Here is a 16,423-nt window from a genome sequence, read left to right as displayed (position 1 = left end):
GCCGCCCTGGCCACGGCTACCGGGCCCGCCGATCGGGAGGCGGCCGAAGTGGCGATTCGGGCCGCGTATCGGGCTGCCGGCCTCGCCGAGCCCGAGCGGGTGGTCTGGTACCAGTCGCCGCTCGCGGCGGCCGTCGCCGCGACCGTGGCGTCCGGGGCGGCGCGGCCTGCGGATCTCGCCCGCACCCGCCTCTCGGTCAAGGTGCCGGGGCGACCCGGGCGTTCGCTGCACGCCCGGTTGCACACCACGCTCTGGGACGGCGCCAAAGCCGAGGCGACCGCACGGCTCGGTGCGGCCGGATGGGCGCAGGCGTGGGACGAAGGGGCCGCACGGCTGTGGGACCCGACCCGCGAGGTGACCGAGCGGATCCGCGACGCGGTACGGGCCGGTGTCGGGTCGTGGGACGACACGGTGCGTACGCCCGCCGGCGGAGCCGGCCACTGGCAGTTGGGCGACAAGGTCCGGGCCGTGACGCAGGACGCGCTCGGCGGCCAGCACGACGCGGCGTGGCTCGCGGTGTTCGACGGACTGCGGGAGTGCTTCCCGGAGTTCGAGTTCCCCGGCTTGGCCGAACTCGGCGAAGTGGCCCGCCACATCGGGTGGTGGTGGCCGTACGAACGGGTCGCCCTGATCAGTGAGCGGCCGACCGAGCTGTACCGCGACGACCACTCCCGCCTGCACAACGGCGACGGCCCCGCCCTGACCTACGCCGACGGCTTCGCGCTGCACGCGTGGCGCGGGATGCCGGTGCCGGCGGACTTCGTGGGCGGCCTCGGCCCGGGCGGCAGCCGGCTGAACGTCCGCCGCATCAACGACGAGGAGAACGCCGAACTCCGCCGGGTCATGCTGGAGATCTACGGCTACGACCGCTACCTGCGCGACGTCGGCGCACAGCCGCTGGACCGGGACGAGACCGGCGTACTGTGGGAGATCGAACTCCCCGACGACGAACCGATCGTGATGGTCGAGGTACTCAACTCGACCCCGGAGCCGGACGGCACGACCCGTACGTACTGGCTGCGCGTCCCGCCGCACGTCACCAGCGCGCGCGAGGGCGTCGCGTGGACCTTCGGAGTCAGGACGCAGGACTACCGCCCGCTCGAAGAGACCTGACAGCACGTCACCCCGTCACCACCTCGCTGCCTCCGGGCCTCGCCGGCGGCCCCCCGCACCGAACGGCCTTTCCTGGAGCCGTCGCTGCCGACCCGGCGGCAGACCTCGACCGATTCGAGCCGCAGTACCCCGGCGATCAGAACGGACTCGGAATCCCGGAGACGGGCGAACAACGGTGGGTCGGCAAGTGGGAACACGTGCGGACGGTACCGAGTCGGTCGCGCGAAAGACCGGGAATACATGGGTGGTTCGCGCTGGTGTGGGCGGCTCGTCGCACGGTTGCACTCGGCTCGGGCACCGCTCGGGCACCGCTCCGCACGGGCACCCGTGCCGCTCGGGGTGCCCCTCGCCTCACCCCGCGAGCACCGCCATTCTCAGCTCCACCACCAGGTCGTTCACCGCGCCCCGGTCCGCGCGCTCGGGCAGTACCGACTCGATCACGTCGAGGGCACTCTTCTCGCGTTCGAACAGCGCCGCGAAGGCGGCCGGGTCGGTCGCCGCCAACTCCCCTGCGGCGAACAGCTCTTCGCGTCGGTCGCGCACGTCCAGCACCAGCTCACCGGTGCGCAGCAGTTGCTGGGCCTGGAGCAGCAGGCGCAGGCAGTGGCGCCCGTGTTTCGCCGTGCGCTTGGCGGTGTCGGCCGAAAACCCTTGCTTGCCCGACTCGTGGCGTCCCAGCAGCCGCTTCGCCTGCTGTAGGGCGTAGCCACCGTAGGCGCTCCGTACGTACTCGGTCGACAGGAACGAACCGCGCATCGCCCGCAAGCGCCGCCCGGCTTCCGTCTCGACGCGATATTCCGGCAGCCACAGCAGTTCGGTGACCGTCGGATTGCACTTGAGCGCGAGGACGCAGTACTTGCCCAGCTCGTGCATCGTCCGGTCGGGTTTCGTGGTGACCTCGGATCCGCTCACCACCGAGGCGCCGTCCAACCCGAGCACGTCTCGGGACTCCGCGAGGTAGACCCCGAGCAGGTCCTCGTCCGACTCGGCGGTCGCCAGCCCGTAGGCGGTGGACCCGACGACTCCCAGCAACAACGTACGCATCGCGCCCAACCCCTCGTCTGCCACAGCGACTCGGCCGAGTATCCGGTACTCGGGCTCGACGGGGTATTCGATTTTCTCCCTTCGCGACCGGCGTCCCGCTCCTGCTCCTGCTCGTGCTCCTGCTCCACCGATTGATGTCGGCCGAGTCTGCCGGCCCGCGTCGGAGGGGTGGCTGCGGGCGCCGTGCGGGGGTACCGGATGCTCGCCACCCCTGCTCCGTCATCGGCCTTTCGTCTGCGCCACCGCGCCTTCGGAGGCGTTTGCCTGATACCCCATGGGGGTATAAGTTTCCTTGCGTGGCCACCCGGCCACGTCAATACCCGGCACCCGGCACAGACGTCACCAAGGAGCCCGCCATGTCCGTCCACACCCACCACACCTCCACCGCGTCCGCCGCGTCCGTCCCCGAGGGCCTCCAGACCTCGCGTGACGGCTACACGCTCGTCACCGTCACCGTCCCCGCCCCCGCCGGCACCCTGGCCTTTCGGATCGACGGCCCCGACGGCGCGCCGGTGCGCGAGTACGCCCCACAGCACGACAAGGAGCTTCACCTGATCGTCGTCCGCCGCGACCTGAGCGGGTTCCGGCACGTGCACCCGACCCTCGGAGCGGACGGCGTGTGGCGGCAGCCGTTGACGCTCGATCAGGCGGGTACGTACCGCGTGTTCGCCGACTTCGCGCCCGCCGCGACCGGTACGCCGCTCACCCTCGGGATCGACGTACACGCCGCCGGCGACTTCCGCCCCGTCCCGCTGCCCGAGCCGGCCGCGACCGCGGAGGTGGACGGTTACACGGTGACCCTGCACGGTGAGCCCGCCGCCGGTCACGGCGCGCACATCACCCTGTCCGTGGCGCGCGACGGCCGGCCCGTCACCGACCTGGAGCCCTACCTCGCGGCGTTCGGCCACCTCGTGGTGCTGCGCGACGGCGACCTCGCCTACCTTCACGTGCACCCCGGTGGCGCCCCCGGCGACGGCGTCACACCCGCCGGGCCGGACATCGCCTTCCACACCGAGCTGCCCAGTGTCGGGAGCTACCGCTTCTTCCTCGACTTCCGGCACGGCGGGGTCGTGCGTACCGCCGAGTTCACCGTGAAGGCGGGCAAGTCCGCGACACCCGGCGAGCCCGCCGGGCACGAAGAACACGGCCCGGGAGATCGCCCGGGAGATCACCGACAGAACCCCCACGAGCACCACCACGCGTGAGCCGACCGCGGCACCGGTCACTCGCGGGCGTTCGTAGGAGGCGCCCTGCTCGTGTGCGACTTGTGAATGAGCGGGTTCGGGACCCTCGGGCGACGTGGCAGCCCGCGGCCGGGGAGAAACTGGGTGGGCAGGCTGCTCCGCTCCCGAGTGCGGTCGTGCCACCGACCTCGGCCGGTGGACCGTCCGGGGGCCGGCGCCATCGGGTCGGGCTCGGTCAGGAAAGCAGTGGGAGCGTTGAAGCAGATGCTGGCGGGGCGTCCCGCGTGGGACGTCGACATCACGAACGTCTGGTTCGTCATAGGCATGGCCGTGGCGACCGCCGGTGCCGCCTTCGTCACCGTCTGGTTCTGGAACCGCCCCAAGCTCCAGCGCACGCGCCGCGTCTGCACGCTGCTCTTCACCCAACTCATGGTGACCTTCACGATCCTGGCCGCGGTCAACGCGCAGATGTACTTCTACTCGTCGGTGTCGGACCTGCTCAAGATCGCCGACGGACCGCCGGTGCCCGACCTTCCCATCGCCTCCGTCAAGGTCAAGAACCTCGATCCGCGACCCGATGTGCCCTTCTCCGACGACGGCGGCAGGGGCCTGCCGAACATGGTCGAGCGGCCCCCGCTCACCGACCGACCCCCGCCCCGACGCAAGCCGCATCACCGCGCCGATCCCAAGCACGGCGTGCTCGTCAACACGAGCATCCGCGGCGCGCGCACGGGCTACAAGCTCGACACGTACGTCTACCTGCCGGCCGCCTACTTCGCCCCCGACAGCAGGGCGCGCTTCCCGGTGATCCAATTGACGTCCGGATTCCCGGGCACCCCCGACACGTGGCTGCGCCGGATGAAGGTCCATCAGATGCTGGCCGGGCTGATGGAAGAGGGCAGGATGCCGCCGACGATCGTGGTGATCGCGGCGCAGAACCCGGTCGAGGGTCGCGACAGCGAGTGCGTGGACGCGCCGGGCGGCGCGCGGGCGGAGACATTCCTCGCGTTGGACGTGCCGGACGTGATAGCGGCCAACTTCCGCACCGCGCCCGCGCCGGCGAACTGGGGCGTGATGGGCTACTCGACGGGCGGCTTCTGCGCGGCGAACCTGACTTTGCGCCATCCCGAGCGCTACGGTGCGGCGGCGAGTCTGTCCGGCTATTTCAAGGCCATCACGGACATCACCACGGGCGACCTGTACAAGGGTGACGACGCGCTGCGCCGGGCGAACAGCCCGCTGCACACGATCGACGCGCCGCGCACGGCGGCGCTGCGGATGTACCTCTTCGCGGCGAAGGGCGAGGGCAAGTCCGTCCGCGAACTCCGCGAGTTCGCCGCCAAGTTCCGCCCGACGGACAGCGCGACCATCCGCGTCGAATCCAGCGGCGGCCACAACTTCGGCACGTGGGCAAGGGGCCTCCCGACCGCCTTCGAATGGCTGTCCCACGCCATAGCCACCCCACCCACGGGTTCCGCCCACAACCCCCTGCCGGCTCGCCGCTGACCCTCGCCCGTCCCACCTCGCGCGCCGAGCCCCGCGCCGCGAACCCCCTTCAGATCGCGCCGACCCGATGCGAGACTTCGCCGGAACCGTCCGAACGGAAGCCAGGAGCCCCACGAGAGGGGACCTCATGCACCCGGGCGTCACCGCACGGACCCATCCCGACCGTCCCGCCGTGATCATGGCCGGCTCGGGCCGCGTCGTCACCTACGCCGAGCTCGACGCCGAGTCCAACCGGCTCGCACACCTGCTCCACGACGCCGGCCTGCGCCCCGGCGACCACATCGCGATCGCGTTGGAGAACCATCCGATGTACCTCGCGATCACGTGGGCGGCCCAACGCTCGGGGTTGATCTACACCCCCGTGAGCTGTCGATTGCAACCGGACGAACTCGCCTATGTGGTGGACAACTGCGAGGCCCGGGTGTTCGTGTCCTCCGCCGCGCTCGCCGAACTCGCGGGCGCGATCCGCGAACGCGCGCCCAAGGTCGAGCGATGGCTGATGCTGGACGGGGCCGCCCCGGGGTTCGAGCCGTACGAGGAAGCCGTGCGGCGCTGCCCGACCACGCCGCTCGCGACCGAGATCGAGGGCGCCGACATGCTCTACTCGTCGGGCACGACGGGTCGTCCCAAAGGCGTCATGCCCAGCCGCGAGGACCATCCGCTCGGCACCGGACCGGCGCTGACCCTCTTTCACATCCTGGGCACGCTCTACGGCATGAACACCTCCGGCACGGGCGGCGACGTCTACCTGTGCCCGGCGCCGCTGTATCACGCGGCCCCGCTGCGCTACTGCATGCAGTTCGTGCGCGGCGGCCACACGGTCGTGGTCCTGGAGCACTTCGATCCCGAGGCCGCGCTCGCGGCGATCGAGAAGTATCGGGCCACGCACAGCCAGTGGGTGCCGACGATGTTCGTGCGCATGCTCAAGCTGCCGGCGGAGGTTCGGGACCGCCACGACGTGTCGTCGCTGCGCTACGCGGTACACGCCGCCGCGCCGTGTCCGCCCGAGGTCAAGGAGCGGATGCTGGCGTGGTGGGGGCCGGTGCTGCACGAGTACTACGCCGGCACCGAGGGCAACGGTTACGTCGACTGCACGCCCGAGGAATGGCTCGCGCACCGGGGCACGGTGGGACGGGCGATCCTGGGTACGGTGCACATCTGCGACGGCGGGGGCGGCGAACTGCCGGTCGGGGAGGACGGTGTCGTCTACTTCGCGGACGGCCCGCAGTTCTCGTATCACGGTGATCCCGAGAAGACCGCTTCCGGACGCGACCCCAAAGGTCGGGGCTGGACCACGCTCGGCGACATCGGGCACCTGGACGCCGACGGCTTCCTGTACCTGACGGATCGTCAATCGCACCTGATCATCAGCGGTGGCGTGAACGTGTACCCGCAGGAGGTGGAGAACCTGCTTGCGCTGCACCCGGCGATCGCGGACGTCGCGGTGATCGGCGTTCCCGACGACGACATGGGCGAACAGGTCAAGGCCGTCGTGCAGCCGGCCGAAGGGGTGCCGGCGGGCCCGGAGTTGGCCGACGCGCTGATCGAGCACTGCCGCGCACACCTGGCCCACTACAAGTGCCCGCGCTCGGTGGACTTCCGCGACTCGCTGCCGCGGCATCCGACCGGGAAGCTGTACAAGCGGGTGCTGCTCGACGAGTACCGCAGGGCGGCATCCGGTTCGGTGCCCGGTTCGGCGTGAGGGGACGCTCGACCGGCGGGTGAGCCGGCGTGTGCGGGTACCGAAGCACCGTCGCGTCACCCGCCGATCACGGTCGGCGAGCGCGGGCGCGGGCGCGTTGAACACGCGGCCGGGCACGCGCTCGGACACGAATGCGCATCGCTGGGTTCCCAGGCCGATCGGTGCTGACGACTGGTGACAACACCGGTAGGTTGTGCGCCTCACCACAACATCCCTGGGGGATCTCGCACGCCATGACCATGCCGTTCCAGAACGAAACTCAACTCATCATCCGTCAGAACTTCCGTCCGCTCGTGAACCAGTACGTCGTGCACCTGGTCGGCCAGGACGGAAAGCACGGACCGGTCATCGCGTTCGCCCAGCAAAAGCGCGGCAAGCTCAAGGAAGAGGTCATCCTCTACACGGATGACACCAAGACCACCGAGCTCGCCCGCTTCAAGGCTCGCCAGATGCTCGACATCAAGGCGCAGCACGACGTCACCGGCGTCGAGGGCACGAACCTCGGCATGTTCGCGAAGGACTTCAAGAAGTCCCTGCTGCGTTCGACCTGGAACCTGGAGCGCCCGGACGCGGCGAAGGCGGTGGGCCAGGAGCGCAGCCTGTTCGGCGCGATCCTGCGTCGGGTGTGGGGCTTCATACCGGTGGTCGGCGCGTGGCTGCCGGCTCCCACGTACCACTTCGACTTCGTCGCCGAGGGCGGTCAGCCGGTCCTGAGCGTCGAGCGTCAGATGAAGCTGCGCGACCAGTATCTGGTCTCCCTGCCCGACCCGACCATGGACCGCCGCCTGGCGATCTGCGTCGCCGTCGCGATGGACGCGATTCAGAACCGGTAAGTCCCCTACCGCCGAATCGTTCCTCTCCGTGTCGGGCCCCTCACGCGGCGGCCCGACACACCGAGCGCCGACCGAGCCCGCTGGGCTCGGTCGGCGCACGTCCCCACCAACACGGCACTAGTCCTCTTCCGGCACCAGTACCGGTGTGTCCCGCTTGAGCACGTCGCCGCGGAAGAAGGCGGGGCTCTTGATGCGCATGACCTCCATCAGCACCGCGCCGAGCACGAGGATCCCCACCCCGATCACGAACACGCTGCCCACGCCGCCGATCTGGTTCCCGTCGCCGTAGTCCGGGTCGGCCACGTCCACCAAGGTCTTCAGGAAGATCGCGCCCAGCATGAGCCCGCCGAGCAGCGGCATGACGCCCTTGACCAGTAGTTCGCGCGCGCTGCGCGAGAGGTCCTTGCGGAAGTACCACACGCACGAGAACGCGGTCAGCGCGTAGTAGAAGCAGATCATCAGGCCGAGTGCGTAGATGGTGTCGGTGAGCACGTCCTCGGACAGGATCGTCATGATCGTGTAGAACGCGCTGGTCGCGACGCCCGCCGTGACGGTCGCGAAGCCCGGTGTCTTGAACCGCGGGTGCACGCGCGAGAACACCTTGGGCACGGCCTCGTACGCGCTCATCGCGAGCAGCGTGCGCGCGACGGGGATGAACGTGGTCTGCAGGCTCGCGACCGAGCTGGCCAGGACCGCGACGAACATCAGGATGCCCAGGTGCGAACCCAGTACCGGGTCGGCGAGCGTCGCGAAGAAGTTGTCGTTTTCGTCGTTGTTCAGGCCGATTCCGGTGGTGCCGGTCCCGGCGTACACGAGCGCGGCGATGCCGGTCATCAGATACGCCACGACGATGAACAGCACCGAGATGATCGCGGCCCGCCCGGGCACCTTGGGGCCGCCGGCCGTCTCCTCGTTGATGCTCAGCGCCGTGTCCCAGCCCCAGTACATGAAGATCGACAGCGACAGGCCCGCGGTCAGCGCGCCGAAGCTCTCGATGCCGAAGGGGTTGAGCCACTCGAACGAGAACGAGATCGACGTCGGCACGTCGCCGGCTGCGGCCTTGCCGATCGCCAGCACGATGAACAGTGCGAGCACCACGAGTTGGAGCGCGACCAGCACGTACTGCACGCGCTTGGTCACCTGCATACCGCGGTAGCTGATCGCGGTGGCGATCGCGATGAACACGAGCACCGTGGTGACGTGCACGAGCTTGTTGTCGTCGAGGTCCCTGAGCCAGTCGCTGTCGAACGCCTCACCGAGGGCGAGGTAGAGAAACGACGTACCGATGCCGGCGAGGTTGGACAACACGATGATGGTGGCCATCACCAGGCCCCAGCCGCACATCCAGCCGATGCGCGGGCCGAACGCCTTGACCGTCCAGGTGAACGAAGTGCCCGCGTCGGGGACCGCCTTGCTGAGTTCGCGATACGCGAAGGCGACGAGCAGCATCGGGACGAACCCGACCAGGAAGATCGCCGGCATGTGCACGCCGACCTCGTGAACCGTCGGGCCGAGCGCACCGGTCAGGGTGTACACCGGCGCCACCGTGGAGATGGCGACGACCACGCTCCCCAGCAGGCCGATGGAATTTCGGCTCAGGCCCTTGTCCTTGAGGTCGGCCTCGGGCAGGTAGTGGGATTCACCCACAAGGTGGTGCTTATCGGCCCTTTGGCGCACGTGCTCGTTACTCACAAGCGAACAGACTAAGTCAGGATGAAACGACTTTTGACCAACGGGGTCACGAATGAACCGGCGAGTCTGGTTCGTCACGCTGCGGTGCGGGGTCGGCGCAGCCGTCGGACGGATCAGGCGTGGAAAGCATCCCCCTCAGCATCTCGGTGACGTCGGTTCGGACGTCCTCGACGGAGGGGGGCGAGGCCCAGCCCGCGCCGACGATCGCGTCGAACATGACGCCCTCGCACCACGCGACCAGGGTCCGACCGTGGCGTTCGGGAGCGCGCGAGCCGAGCGCGGCCATCATCGCGACGGCCGCGCCGCGAAAGGCCGCGCCGGCGCTGTCGTAGACAGAGCGCAGCTCGGGGCGGCGGGTCGCCTCCAGGGCGAGTTCGTAGCGGGCGATCTTTTGGTCGCGCCCGTCGGCGATCGCGTCGCCGACGATCTGCGCGACCAGGTCGGCGATGCCGCGCACGTCACCGGGCAGCGCCGCCGCGAGTTGTTCCGCGTTCAGCACGGGGGCGAATGCGCCCGCTTCCAGGAAGGTCATTCGCGCGAGCGCCAGTTCGAGCAGCGCCGCCCGCGTGCGCGCGTAGTAGGAGGTGGAGCCGGGCGGGATGCCCGCGCTCTCGTCGACGGCGCGATGGGTCAGGCCGCGCATGCCGCGCTCGACGAGCAGGCGGATCGCGGTGTCGCCGATCAGGACCAGGCGGTCGGGACGATCGGGGCTGTCGGCGCGCTTGGAGGTGGTCACGCGAGCCAGCCTAGTGAGTTCACTACAGGTGTAGAGATTCGCACTGCGGGCGCGGAGAGCCGATCCTCTACGGCCGTAGAGGGCAGTACCACTACAGGTGTAGAGTCGATGGCGTGCCCTCTACACCTGTAGTGGGCGGCGGAATTCCGAACCCCGGGGGATGACATGTCCGAAGCCCGCACCGGCACCACCCGCCCCGACGCGATCGTGGTCGGCGCCGGGGTCGGCGGACTCGCCGCCGCTACCGCGCTGCACCGACGCGGCTGGGCGGTGGTCGTGCTCGAACGCGCGCCGGTGATCGAACCGATCGGCGCGGGCATCGCGATCGCCCCGAACGGTCTGCGCGCCCTCGACACCATCGGCGTGAGCGCGGCGGTCCGTAGCCTGGCCGCGATCAACGGGTCGGCCGCGCTGCGTCGGCCGGACGGGCGGCTGCTCGCGCCCACGAGCGGCGCGGCGTTCGTCGAGCGCTTCGGCGAGCCGATGATCCTCGCGGAGCGCGCCGAGCTGATGCGGGTCCTGATCGCCGCGCTGCCCGAGGGCACACTGCGCACGGATGCCGCCGTCCTGGACGTGGACCCCGGCGACGCGGATCGCCGCGCCTCGGTGACCACGTCGGCCGGCACGCTGAGCGCCGACGTCGTGGTGGCCGCCGACGGCATTCGCTCGGTGGTCCGGCGCACGCTGTTCCCGCGGCATCCCGGGCCGAGCTACGCGGGGTTCACCACGTGGCGTGCGATCGTCCCCGGCCGGGAGTTCACCCCGGGTGAGACGTGGGGCCGGGGCAGGGTGTTCGGCGCGATGCCGCTCGCCGACGGCCGGGTGTACTGGTACGCGAGCGCGAATCGCCCCGCCGGCACCACGCACGGCGACGAACGGGCCGAGTTGCTGCGGCTGTTCGGTGACTGGCACGCGCCGATCCGGCAATTGATCGAGTCGGCGGCGGCCGAGCGGATCCTGCACCTGGACGTGCACGCGATGGCCGAGCCGCTGCCTGCCCACCACGTGGGCCGGACCGTGCTCCTGGGCGACGCCGCGCACGCGATGACGCCGAACCTGGGCCAGGGCGGCAACCAGGCGCTGGAGGACGCGGTGGAGGTGGCCGACGTCTTGTCGGCGGCCACCGCGGACACGGTGGTCGACGCGCTGCCGGGCTACACCGAGCGGCGGCTGGCCCGGACCACCGCGATCGTGCGCGCGTCACGGCGGATGGGCGCGATGGCGCAGTGGGAGTCCCCGGTGGCGGTCGCCGTTCGCGATGCGTTGTTGCGGGCCGCGGGCCGGTTCGCGCCCGATGCGGCGCTGCGGCCGTTGGACGACGTGCTGGCGTGGCGGCCGCCGGTGTCGGCGTTTCCCGGCTCTAGCTGAACTCGCCGCAGGCGTGGGCGGATTCGGCCGCGAGGCGCCCCCGTGTGCCTTCCGTCCGCACGGCGAGCGCCGTACATTCCGTACCGACCGGTATGGAGTCACCGGCCGGTATGGAGTCACCGGCCGGTACGGAGTCACCGGCCGGTACGGAGTCACCGGCCGGTCCCGACGAAGGGGGAACGGTGCCGATCGATCCGCAGCTCGTGGAGCTGTTGAGCGTGATGCCCGAGGACATGTTCACCGGGGAGGCGGCCGAGGCGCGCGCGATCATAGACGCCGGCATCGGCCTGTTGCCGGTGCTGACCGAGCTGCCTCGGGTCGAGGACCACACGATCCCGGGCCCGGGAGGGGAGTTGCCGGTGCGCGTGTACTGGCCCTCGGACGCACCGAACCTGCCGGTGACGGTGTTCTTCCACGGAGGCGGCTTCGTGATCGGCGGTCTCGCCAGTCACGACGCGCTCGCCCGGCGGATCGCCAGGCACGTCGAGTGTCTGGTGATCGCGGTGGACTACCGGCTCGCCCCGGAGTTCCCGTATCCGGCCGCCGTCCAGGACGCGTTCGCGGCCTACCGCTGGGTCCGCGAGCACGCCGCCGACTTCGGCGGCGACCCGACCCGGGTGGCCCTCGCGGGCGACAGCGCCGGCGCGACGCTCTCCGCCACGGCGTGTCTGATGGCCCGTGAGGAAGGCTTCCCCCAGCCGGAGTTCCAGATGCTCTGGTACCCGGCGACGGGGGTCGAGGGCACGACATCGCAGGCCGAGAACGCCGAGGCCCCACTGCTGACCGCGAGTTCGATCGCGTGGTTCATGGGCCACTACTTCGGCGGCCGCCCCGCCGACGAACTCGGCCCGTACGCCTCGATCGGCACGACCGAGGATCTGACCGGGCTGGCCCCCGCCCACGTCGTGGTGGCCGGCTACGACCCGCTGCGCGACGAAGGCACGCAGTACGCCGATCGTTTGCGCGCCGCCGGCAACCCGGTCGAGTTCGAACGCTTCGACGACATGGTGCACGGCTTCATGAGCTTCCTCGACCTGATCCCCCGCTGCGAGGACTGCGCCACCGGCTCCTTCGCGTCCCTGCGCAAGGCGCTGCACCCCTAGCCGGCTTGTCCGCCACCGGGCTTTGTCCGCCTGCGGCAGACGGGTTCACCCAGCGACGAAGCGTCCCCGCGCGCCGCCGGTGAGCGGTGTTCCGCTGCCGCACAACGAGTCCGGGTCGTCGGCCCGAACCCGGACATCGTCGCGCAGCGTCCCGGAAACTCGAACGAAATGTCGGCGCAACGACCTCGCTGATCGAGCGGGTCCCCGGCGACGGACCGCTCGCCGTGGAGGTCATGCCGGACAAGTGATTGACTTGGGCAAGTACCCGTAGTACCCGTTGCCCATGACCACTCATCACCCCGACGACATGTTCCACCCGCCGACCAGCGACGACCCGTACTGGTCCGAGACCTCCTGGTTCACCTTCACCGTTCCCGAGCGGCGGCTGTCCGGGCAGCTGTATCCGTTCTTTCGGGCGAATCAGGGGGTCGCGGCCGGCGGCGCGTACTTCTGGGACGACAGCGGACAGCACCCGCACGACGCGCTGTACGCCAAGAACTTCTGGCACCTGCCCATCCCGGACCAGGACCTGACCGACATCCGGCTGCCGAACGGCATCCGCTATCGCTGCGTCGAACCGCAGTGCGTGTACGAGATCGGTTACGACGACCCCGACGGCGGCGACGAGATCCACGTCGACCTGACCTTCACCGGCGTGCTCCCGCCGCACTACCTCGGCGAGAAACACGTCGATCAGCCCGGTCGCTACACCGGCACGGTCGTGCTGCGCGGCGAGGTGATCCCGGTCGACGCGTACGGCTTCCGCGACCGCTCGTGGGGGCCGCGTTCGCAGTTCGGGCAGGGGCTGATGGCGTCGCCCGCCAGGCGCGGCGGGTACAGCTACGCGACCGCGTCCGAGCGCGACGCGTTCCACAGCATCACGATGGACTTCGGCTCCGGGTGCGTGTCCATCCACGGCTATCTGGTGCGCGACGGCGTGTGGGCCAAGCTCGCCAAGGGCCGGCGCGAGGTGGTCGAGCGCGACGACGCCACCGGGTGGGGCACCCGCGTCGTGCTCGACGGCGTGGACGAGCTCGGCCGCGAGCTGCACGCGGAGGGGCGCATGCACAACCGGCTCGGCTTCTTCCTCAACCCGAACCTGTTCACGGTCAACGGGCTCACCGAGTGGACCTTCGACGGTGTCACCGCGTGGGGCGAGGACCACGAGAACTTCTCCGCCGCCGAGATCCGCAGGCACAGCCGGGAGTGGCGGACCCGCTGAGGAATCGCCGGGGCGGGAGCCGGGGCCAAGGTCCCGGCCGCGGGGTCCAAAGCCCCCCGCGCCCCCGGGCCCGTATCGGGCTAACGTCGATGGGGGAGGAAGACGGGCCGGGCGCACCGCCTGACACGGGGCGAGGCGCGCACTGGGGATACGGCGAACCGGTCCGACACGCACCACATGACGCAGCACGCGCAGCGGTCCGACTCGCTTCACACGACGCACCACGCGCACGGGTCCGACCCGCACCACACGACGCACCACGCGCGGCGCATGGGGATGGGCATCGCCCTCGACCCGACCGTTGCGACCGCTCGCATCGGTGCCGACGGTCGGGTCCTGGACCTGAACCCGCGCTTCGCCCGCGCCACGGGGCTGCTCGGGGAGGCCCTGGACCGACCGCTGCTCGACCTGTTCGGGGACCGGCTCGGTCACGAGGCGCACGAGACGTGGGCCGAGCTCGTGTCCGAGGCCGGCCATCGACCCGGCCGGGCGGCCACCAAGGTGGTCGAGCTGCCCGCGTCCGACGGCATCGGGGTGGCCTGCCTGTTCGAGGCGATCATGGTGGACGACCGGGAGATCGTGCTGCGCGAGCTCCTCGGCGACAACGAACTCGACGCCCAGCTCGTCCACTTTCGGCTCGCGGCCAAACTCGGCGGCTTCGGCCTGTGGACCTACGACCTCGACTCCGGAGTGTGGCGCTGGCACGGCGGACGTGCCCGATTCATTCGTCATGTCATGCCCGACCCCGGCTCGCCCGACCCCGGGTGGCTCGACAACGTGCACCCGGACGACCGCGACGAGGTCGACGGGCTGATCGCCACTCTCACCCGATCCGACGTCGACGAGGCCCGAGTCGTGTTCCGGATCCGGGCCGACGACGGCGGGTGGCACTGGCTCGAATCGCACGTACGCCGACTGCGCCTGGGCATCGACGGGCGCGACGTGATCGTGGGCGTCAACCACGACCAGACCGAGGCGATCCGCCGGCGCGCGGAGGCCGACCTTCGACTGCGCGCCGAGCGCGAACGCAGCAGCCGTCTCGCCGAGGTCTCGGCCGCGCTGATCCGCGCGGTCACCGAGGACGAACTGAGCGCGGTCATGCTCACCCGGGCGGCGTCGGTCTTCGGCGGCACGGGCGCCGTGGTCGCGCTGATCGAGCGCGGTCGCCTGCACGTGCCGTACGGTCCCGGGATCTCCGAGGAGTTCGCGCGCACGACCGAGGGCATCGGGCTGGACGTCGTCCGGCGGCCACTGGTGTGGGCCATCCGCACCGGCGAACCGGTCTTCGTCGAGTCACGGGCCCAGCACGAGGCGGATTGGCCCGACGCGCACGAGGTGATCGAGGCGACCGGCGCGCAGGCGTACGCGATGATCCCGTTCGCGGTGGCGGGAGGGCAGCCGATCGGCGCTCTCGCGGTGGTCTACGACCGCGACCATCGCCCCGGCTCCGACGAGCGCGCGCTGATGCGCACCTTCGGCCAGCTCGCGGGTCAGGCGATCGAGCGGATCCGCCTCCAGCAGGCCCGCGCCGAACTGGCCGAGGCGCTGCAGCGCACCATGTTGCCCGCGCGTCTGCCGCACGTACCGGGCCTGGAGATCGCGGTGCGCTACGCGCCGGCGCGTGACGGGCTGTCAGTGGGCGGGGACTGGTACGACGTGATCGCCCGCGACGACGGCACCGCGTTGGTGGCGATCGGCGACGCGCAGGGACACGACGTGGACGCGGCGGCGTTCATGGGCCAGGTACGCACGACCAAGCGGGCGTTCGCGTCCGAGCACCCGGACCCGGCGGACGTACTCACCCGGACGAACGAACTCGTCTCGGCCCTGCACCGCGACACCTTCGCCAGTTGTTCCCTGCTGTGGATCGACCCGGCGACCGGGGTGTGTTCGGTGGGCCGGGCGGGCCACGTCCCGATGATCGTGCTCGACCCGGACGGCACACCCCGTGTCGTGGAGACGCCCGGCGGCCCGGTGCTCGGGGTCATGGAAGGCGCCACGTATCCGTCGTACCGAACGACCCTCGCTCCCGGCTCGACGATCGTGCTGGTCACCGACGGCGTCGTGGAAGCGCACGACGTCTCGATCGACGCGGGCTTGGAGCGGGCCGCGGCATGCGCCTCGGCGCGGTGGCGCGAGGGCGTCGAGCAGATCGCGGACGCGGTCTTGGCAGCGGCCGCCGCGACGGGGAGCGGTGATGATGCGGCGGTAGTCGTCCTGCGGTTGCCGCCGGAGGCGTCCGGTGGGTGAGCGTGGCGGGCGCCTTTTGCGGTGGCGGGGGCGGGTCGGGGTGGGGTGGGGCGGGGGCGCTGCGGCTTCGTCTTGGTCGGGGGGGTTTGTTCCCACCCGCACCACCCGTTGCGTTCGGTTCGCGGCTGCGGATTTACATCGGCGGGGGCGACGTGGTCGCGCCTCGCGGGGTGGGTGGGTGGGTGGTGGGGCTCGGCTCGGGAACCAGACCCGGCTGCGGTGTTACCTCGGCGGGGGTGACGTGGTCGCGCCTCGCGGGGTGGTGGGTGGTGGGGCTCGGCTCGGGAACCAGACCCGGCTGCGGTGTTACCTCGGCGGGGGTGACGTGGTCGCGGCTTGCGGGGTGGGTGGTGGGGCTCGGCTTGGGAACGGATCGGGCTGCGGTGGCACCCGGGCGGGGGCGGCTTGGTCGCCCCTCGCGGGGTGGGTGGGCGGCTGCGGGGACGGTGGGGCTTACCTCGGGAGCGGGACTCGGTTGCGGTCTTGGCGCGTCAGCGCCCACTGATCGGCTTGCGTGCGGTGTTCGACGAGCGCAGCGAGGAGAGCGGCGGAGCCGCGCCTTTCAGTGAGACTTCGGGGCACGGAGCGAAGCGGAGGGACCCGAAGTCGCGAGCAGAGTGCCGCTTTTCCGGAGGAGCGAAGCGGGGGAGGAAAAGTGGTGCTTCGCGAG

12 protein-coding genes are annotated in these 16,423 nt (G+C 70.7%); 9 read left to right on the top strand and 3 right to left on the bottom strand.

All coding sequences use genetic code 11. From position 1 onward, the window contains the following. Positions 1-1,113 (top strand): DUF6745 domain-containing protein (locus GT354_RS25945; protein WP_237535457.1); only part of this gene is annotated, 1,113 nt, incomplete at its 5' end. Between the two features lie 351 nt (positions 1,114-1,464). On the opposite strand, the gene GT354_RS25940 is transcribed toward GT354_RS25945, so the two are convergent. After that, positions 1,465-2,157 carry a nucleotidyltransferase domain-containing protein gene (locus tag GT354_RS25940; protein ID WP_161358793.1) on the bottom strand — a complete coding sequence of 231 codons (693 nt, stop codon included), beginning with the start codon at positions 2,155-2,157 and terminating at the stop codon, positions 1,465-1,467. Between the two features lie 356 nt (positions 2,158-2,513). Here GT354_RS25940 and GT354_RS25935 point away from each other — a divergent pair, with 356 nt between their 5' ends. The 4 genes from GT354_RS25935 to GT354_RS25920 all read left to right on the top strand — a co-directional run bounded on the left by GT354_RS25935 (position 2,514) and on the right by GT354_RS25920 (position 7,382). Then, positions 2,514-3,362 (top strand): hypothetical protein, encoded by an 849-nt coding sequence (locus tag GT354_RS25935; protein WP_202512293.1) that lies wholly within the window; start codon positions 2,514-2,516, stop codon positions 3,360-3,362. Positions 3,363-3,587: 225 nt separating this feature from the next. After that, positions 3,588-4,847 (top strand): alpha/beta hydrolase-fold protein, encoded by a 1,260-nt coding sequence (locus GT354_RS25930; protein WP_161358792.1) that lies wholly within the window; start codon positions 3,588-3,590, stop codon positions 4,845-4,847. Positions 4,848-4,974: 127 nt separating this feature from the next. After that, on the top strand, positions 4,975-6,549 hold the full coding sequence (locus GT354_RS25925; RefSeq protein ID WP_161358791.1) for an AMP-binding protein: 1,575 nt from the start codon (positions 4,975-4,977) through the stop codon (positions 6,547-6,549). Positions 6,550-6,782: 233 nt separating this feature from the next. Next, complete coding sequence (locus GT354_RS25920; protein WP_161358790.1) at positions 6,783-7,382, top strand: hypothetical protein; 600 nt, start codon at positions 6,783-6,785, stop codon at positions 7,380-7,382. A 117-nt stretch (positions 7,383-7,499) separates the two neighbouring features. On the opposite strand, the gene GT354_RS25915 is transcribed toward GT354_RS25920, so the two are convergent. Then, positions 7,500-9,029, bottom strand: coding sequence for an APC family permease (locus GT354_RS25915; RefSeq protein WP_346012175.1), 1,530 nt, complete (start codon positions 9,027-9,029; stop codon positions 7,500-7,502). A gap of 91 nt (positions 9,030-9,120) precedes the next feature. Then, positions 9,121-9,810, bottom strand: a complete 690-nt coding sequence (locus GT354_RS25910; protein WP_161358789.1) for a TetR/AcrR family transcriptional regulator — start codon at positions 9,808-9,810, stop codon at positions 9,121-9,123. A gap of 165 nt (positions 9,811-9,975) precedes the next feature. Between GT354_RS25910 and GT354_RS25905 the strand changes: the two genes are divergently transcribed. The 4 genes from GT354_RS25905 to GT354_RS25890 all read left to right on the top strand — a co-directional run bounded on the left by GT354_RS25905 (position 9,976) and on the right by GT354_RS25890 (position 15,753). Continuing rightward, positions 9,976-11,178: an FAD-dependent monooxygenase gene (locus GT354_RS25905; protein ID WP_161358788.1), complete on the top strand. Its 1,203-nt coding sequence runs from the start codon at positions 9,976-9,978 to the stop codon at positions 11,176-11,178. Positions 11,179-11,360: 182 nt separating this feature from the next. Further along, positions 11,361-12,281 carry an alpha/beta hydrolase gene (locus GT354_RS25900; RefSeq protein WP_161358787.1) on the top strand — a complete coding sequence of 307 codons (921 nt, stop codon included), beginning with the start codon at positions 11,361-11,363 and terminating at the stop codon, positions 12,279-12,281. A gap of 283 nt (positions 12,282-12,564) precedes the next feature. Then, complete coding sequence (locus GT354_RS25895) at positions 12,565-13,503, top strand: hypothetical protein (RefSeq protein ID WP_161358786.1); 939 nt, start codon at positions 12,565-12,567, stop codon at positions 13,501-13,503. Positions 13,504-13,680: 177 nt separating this feature from the next. Further along, entirely contained in the window at positions 13,681-15,753 is a 2,073-nt protein-coding gene (locus tag GT354_RS25890) for a GAF domain-containing SpoIIE family protein phosphatase (RefSeq protein WP_161358785.1), read from the top strand. Positions 15,754-16,423: the final 670 nt, after the last annotated feature.

This window comes from Streptomyces sp. SID3343 (genome assembly GCF_009865215.1).
Classification (GTDB): domain Bacteria; phylum Actinomycetota; class Actinomycetes; order Streptomycetales; family Streptomycetaceae; genus Embleya.
This window is presented reverse-complemented; position numbering and strand designations above follow the sequence as displayed.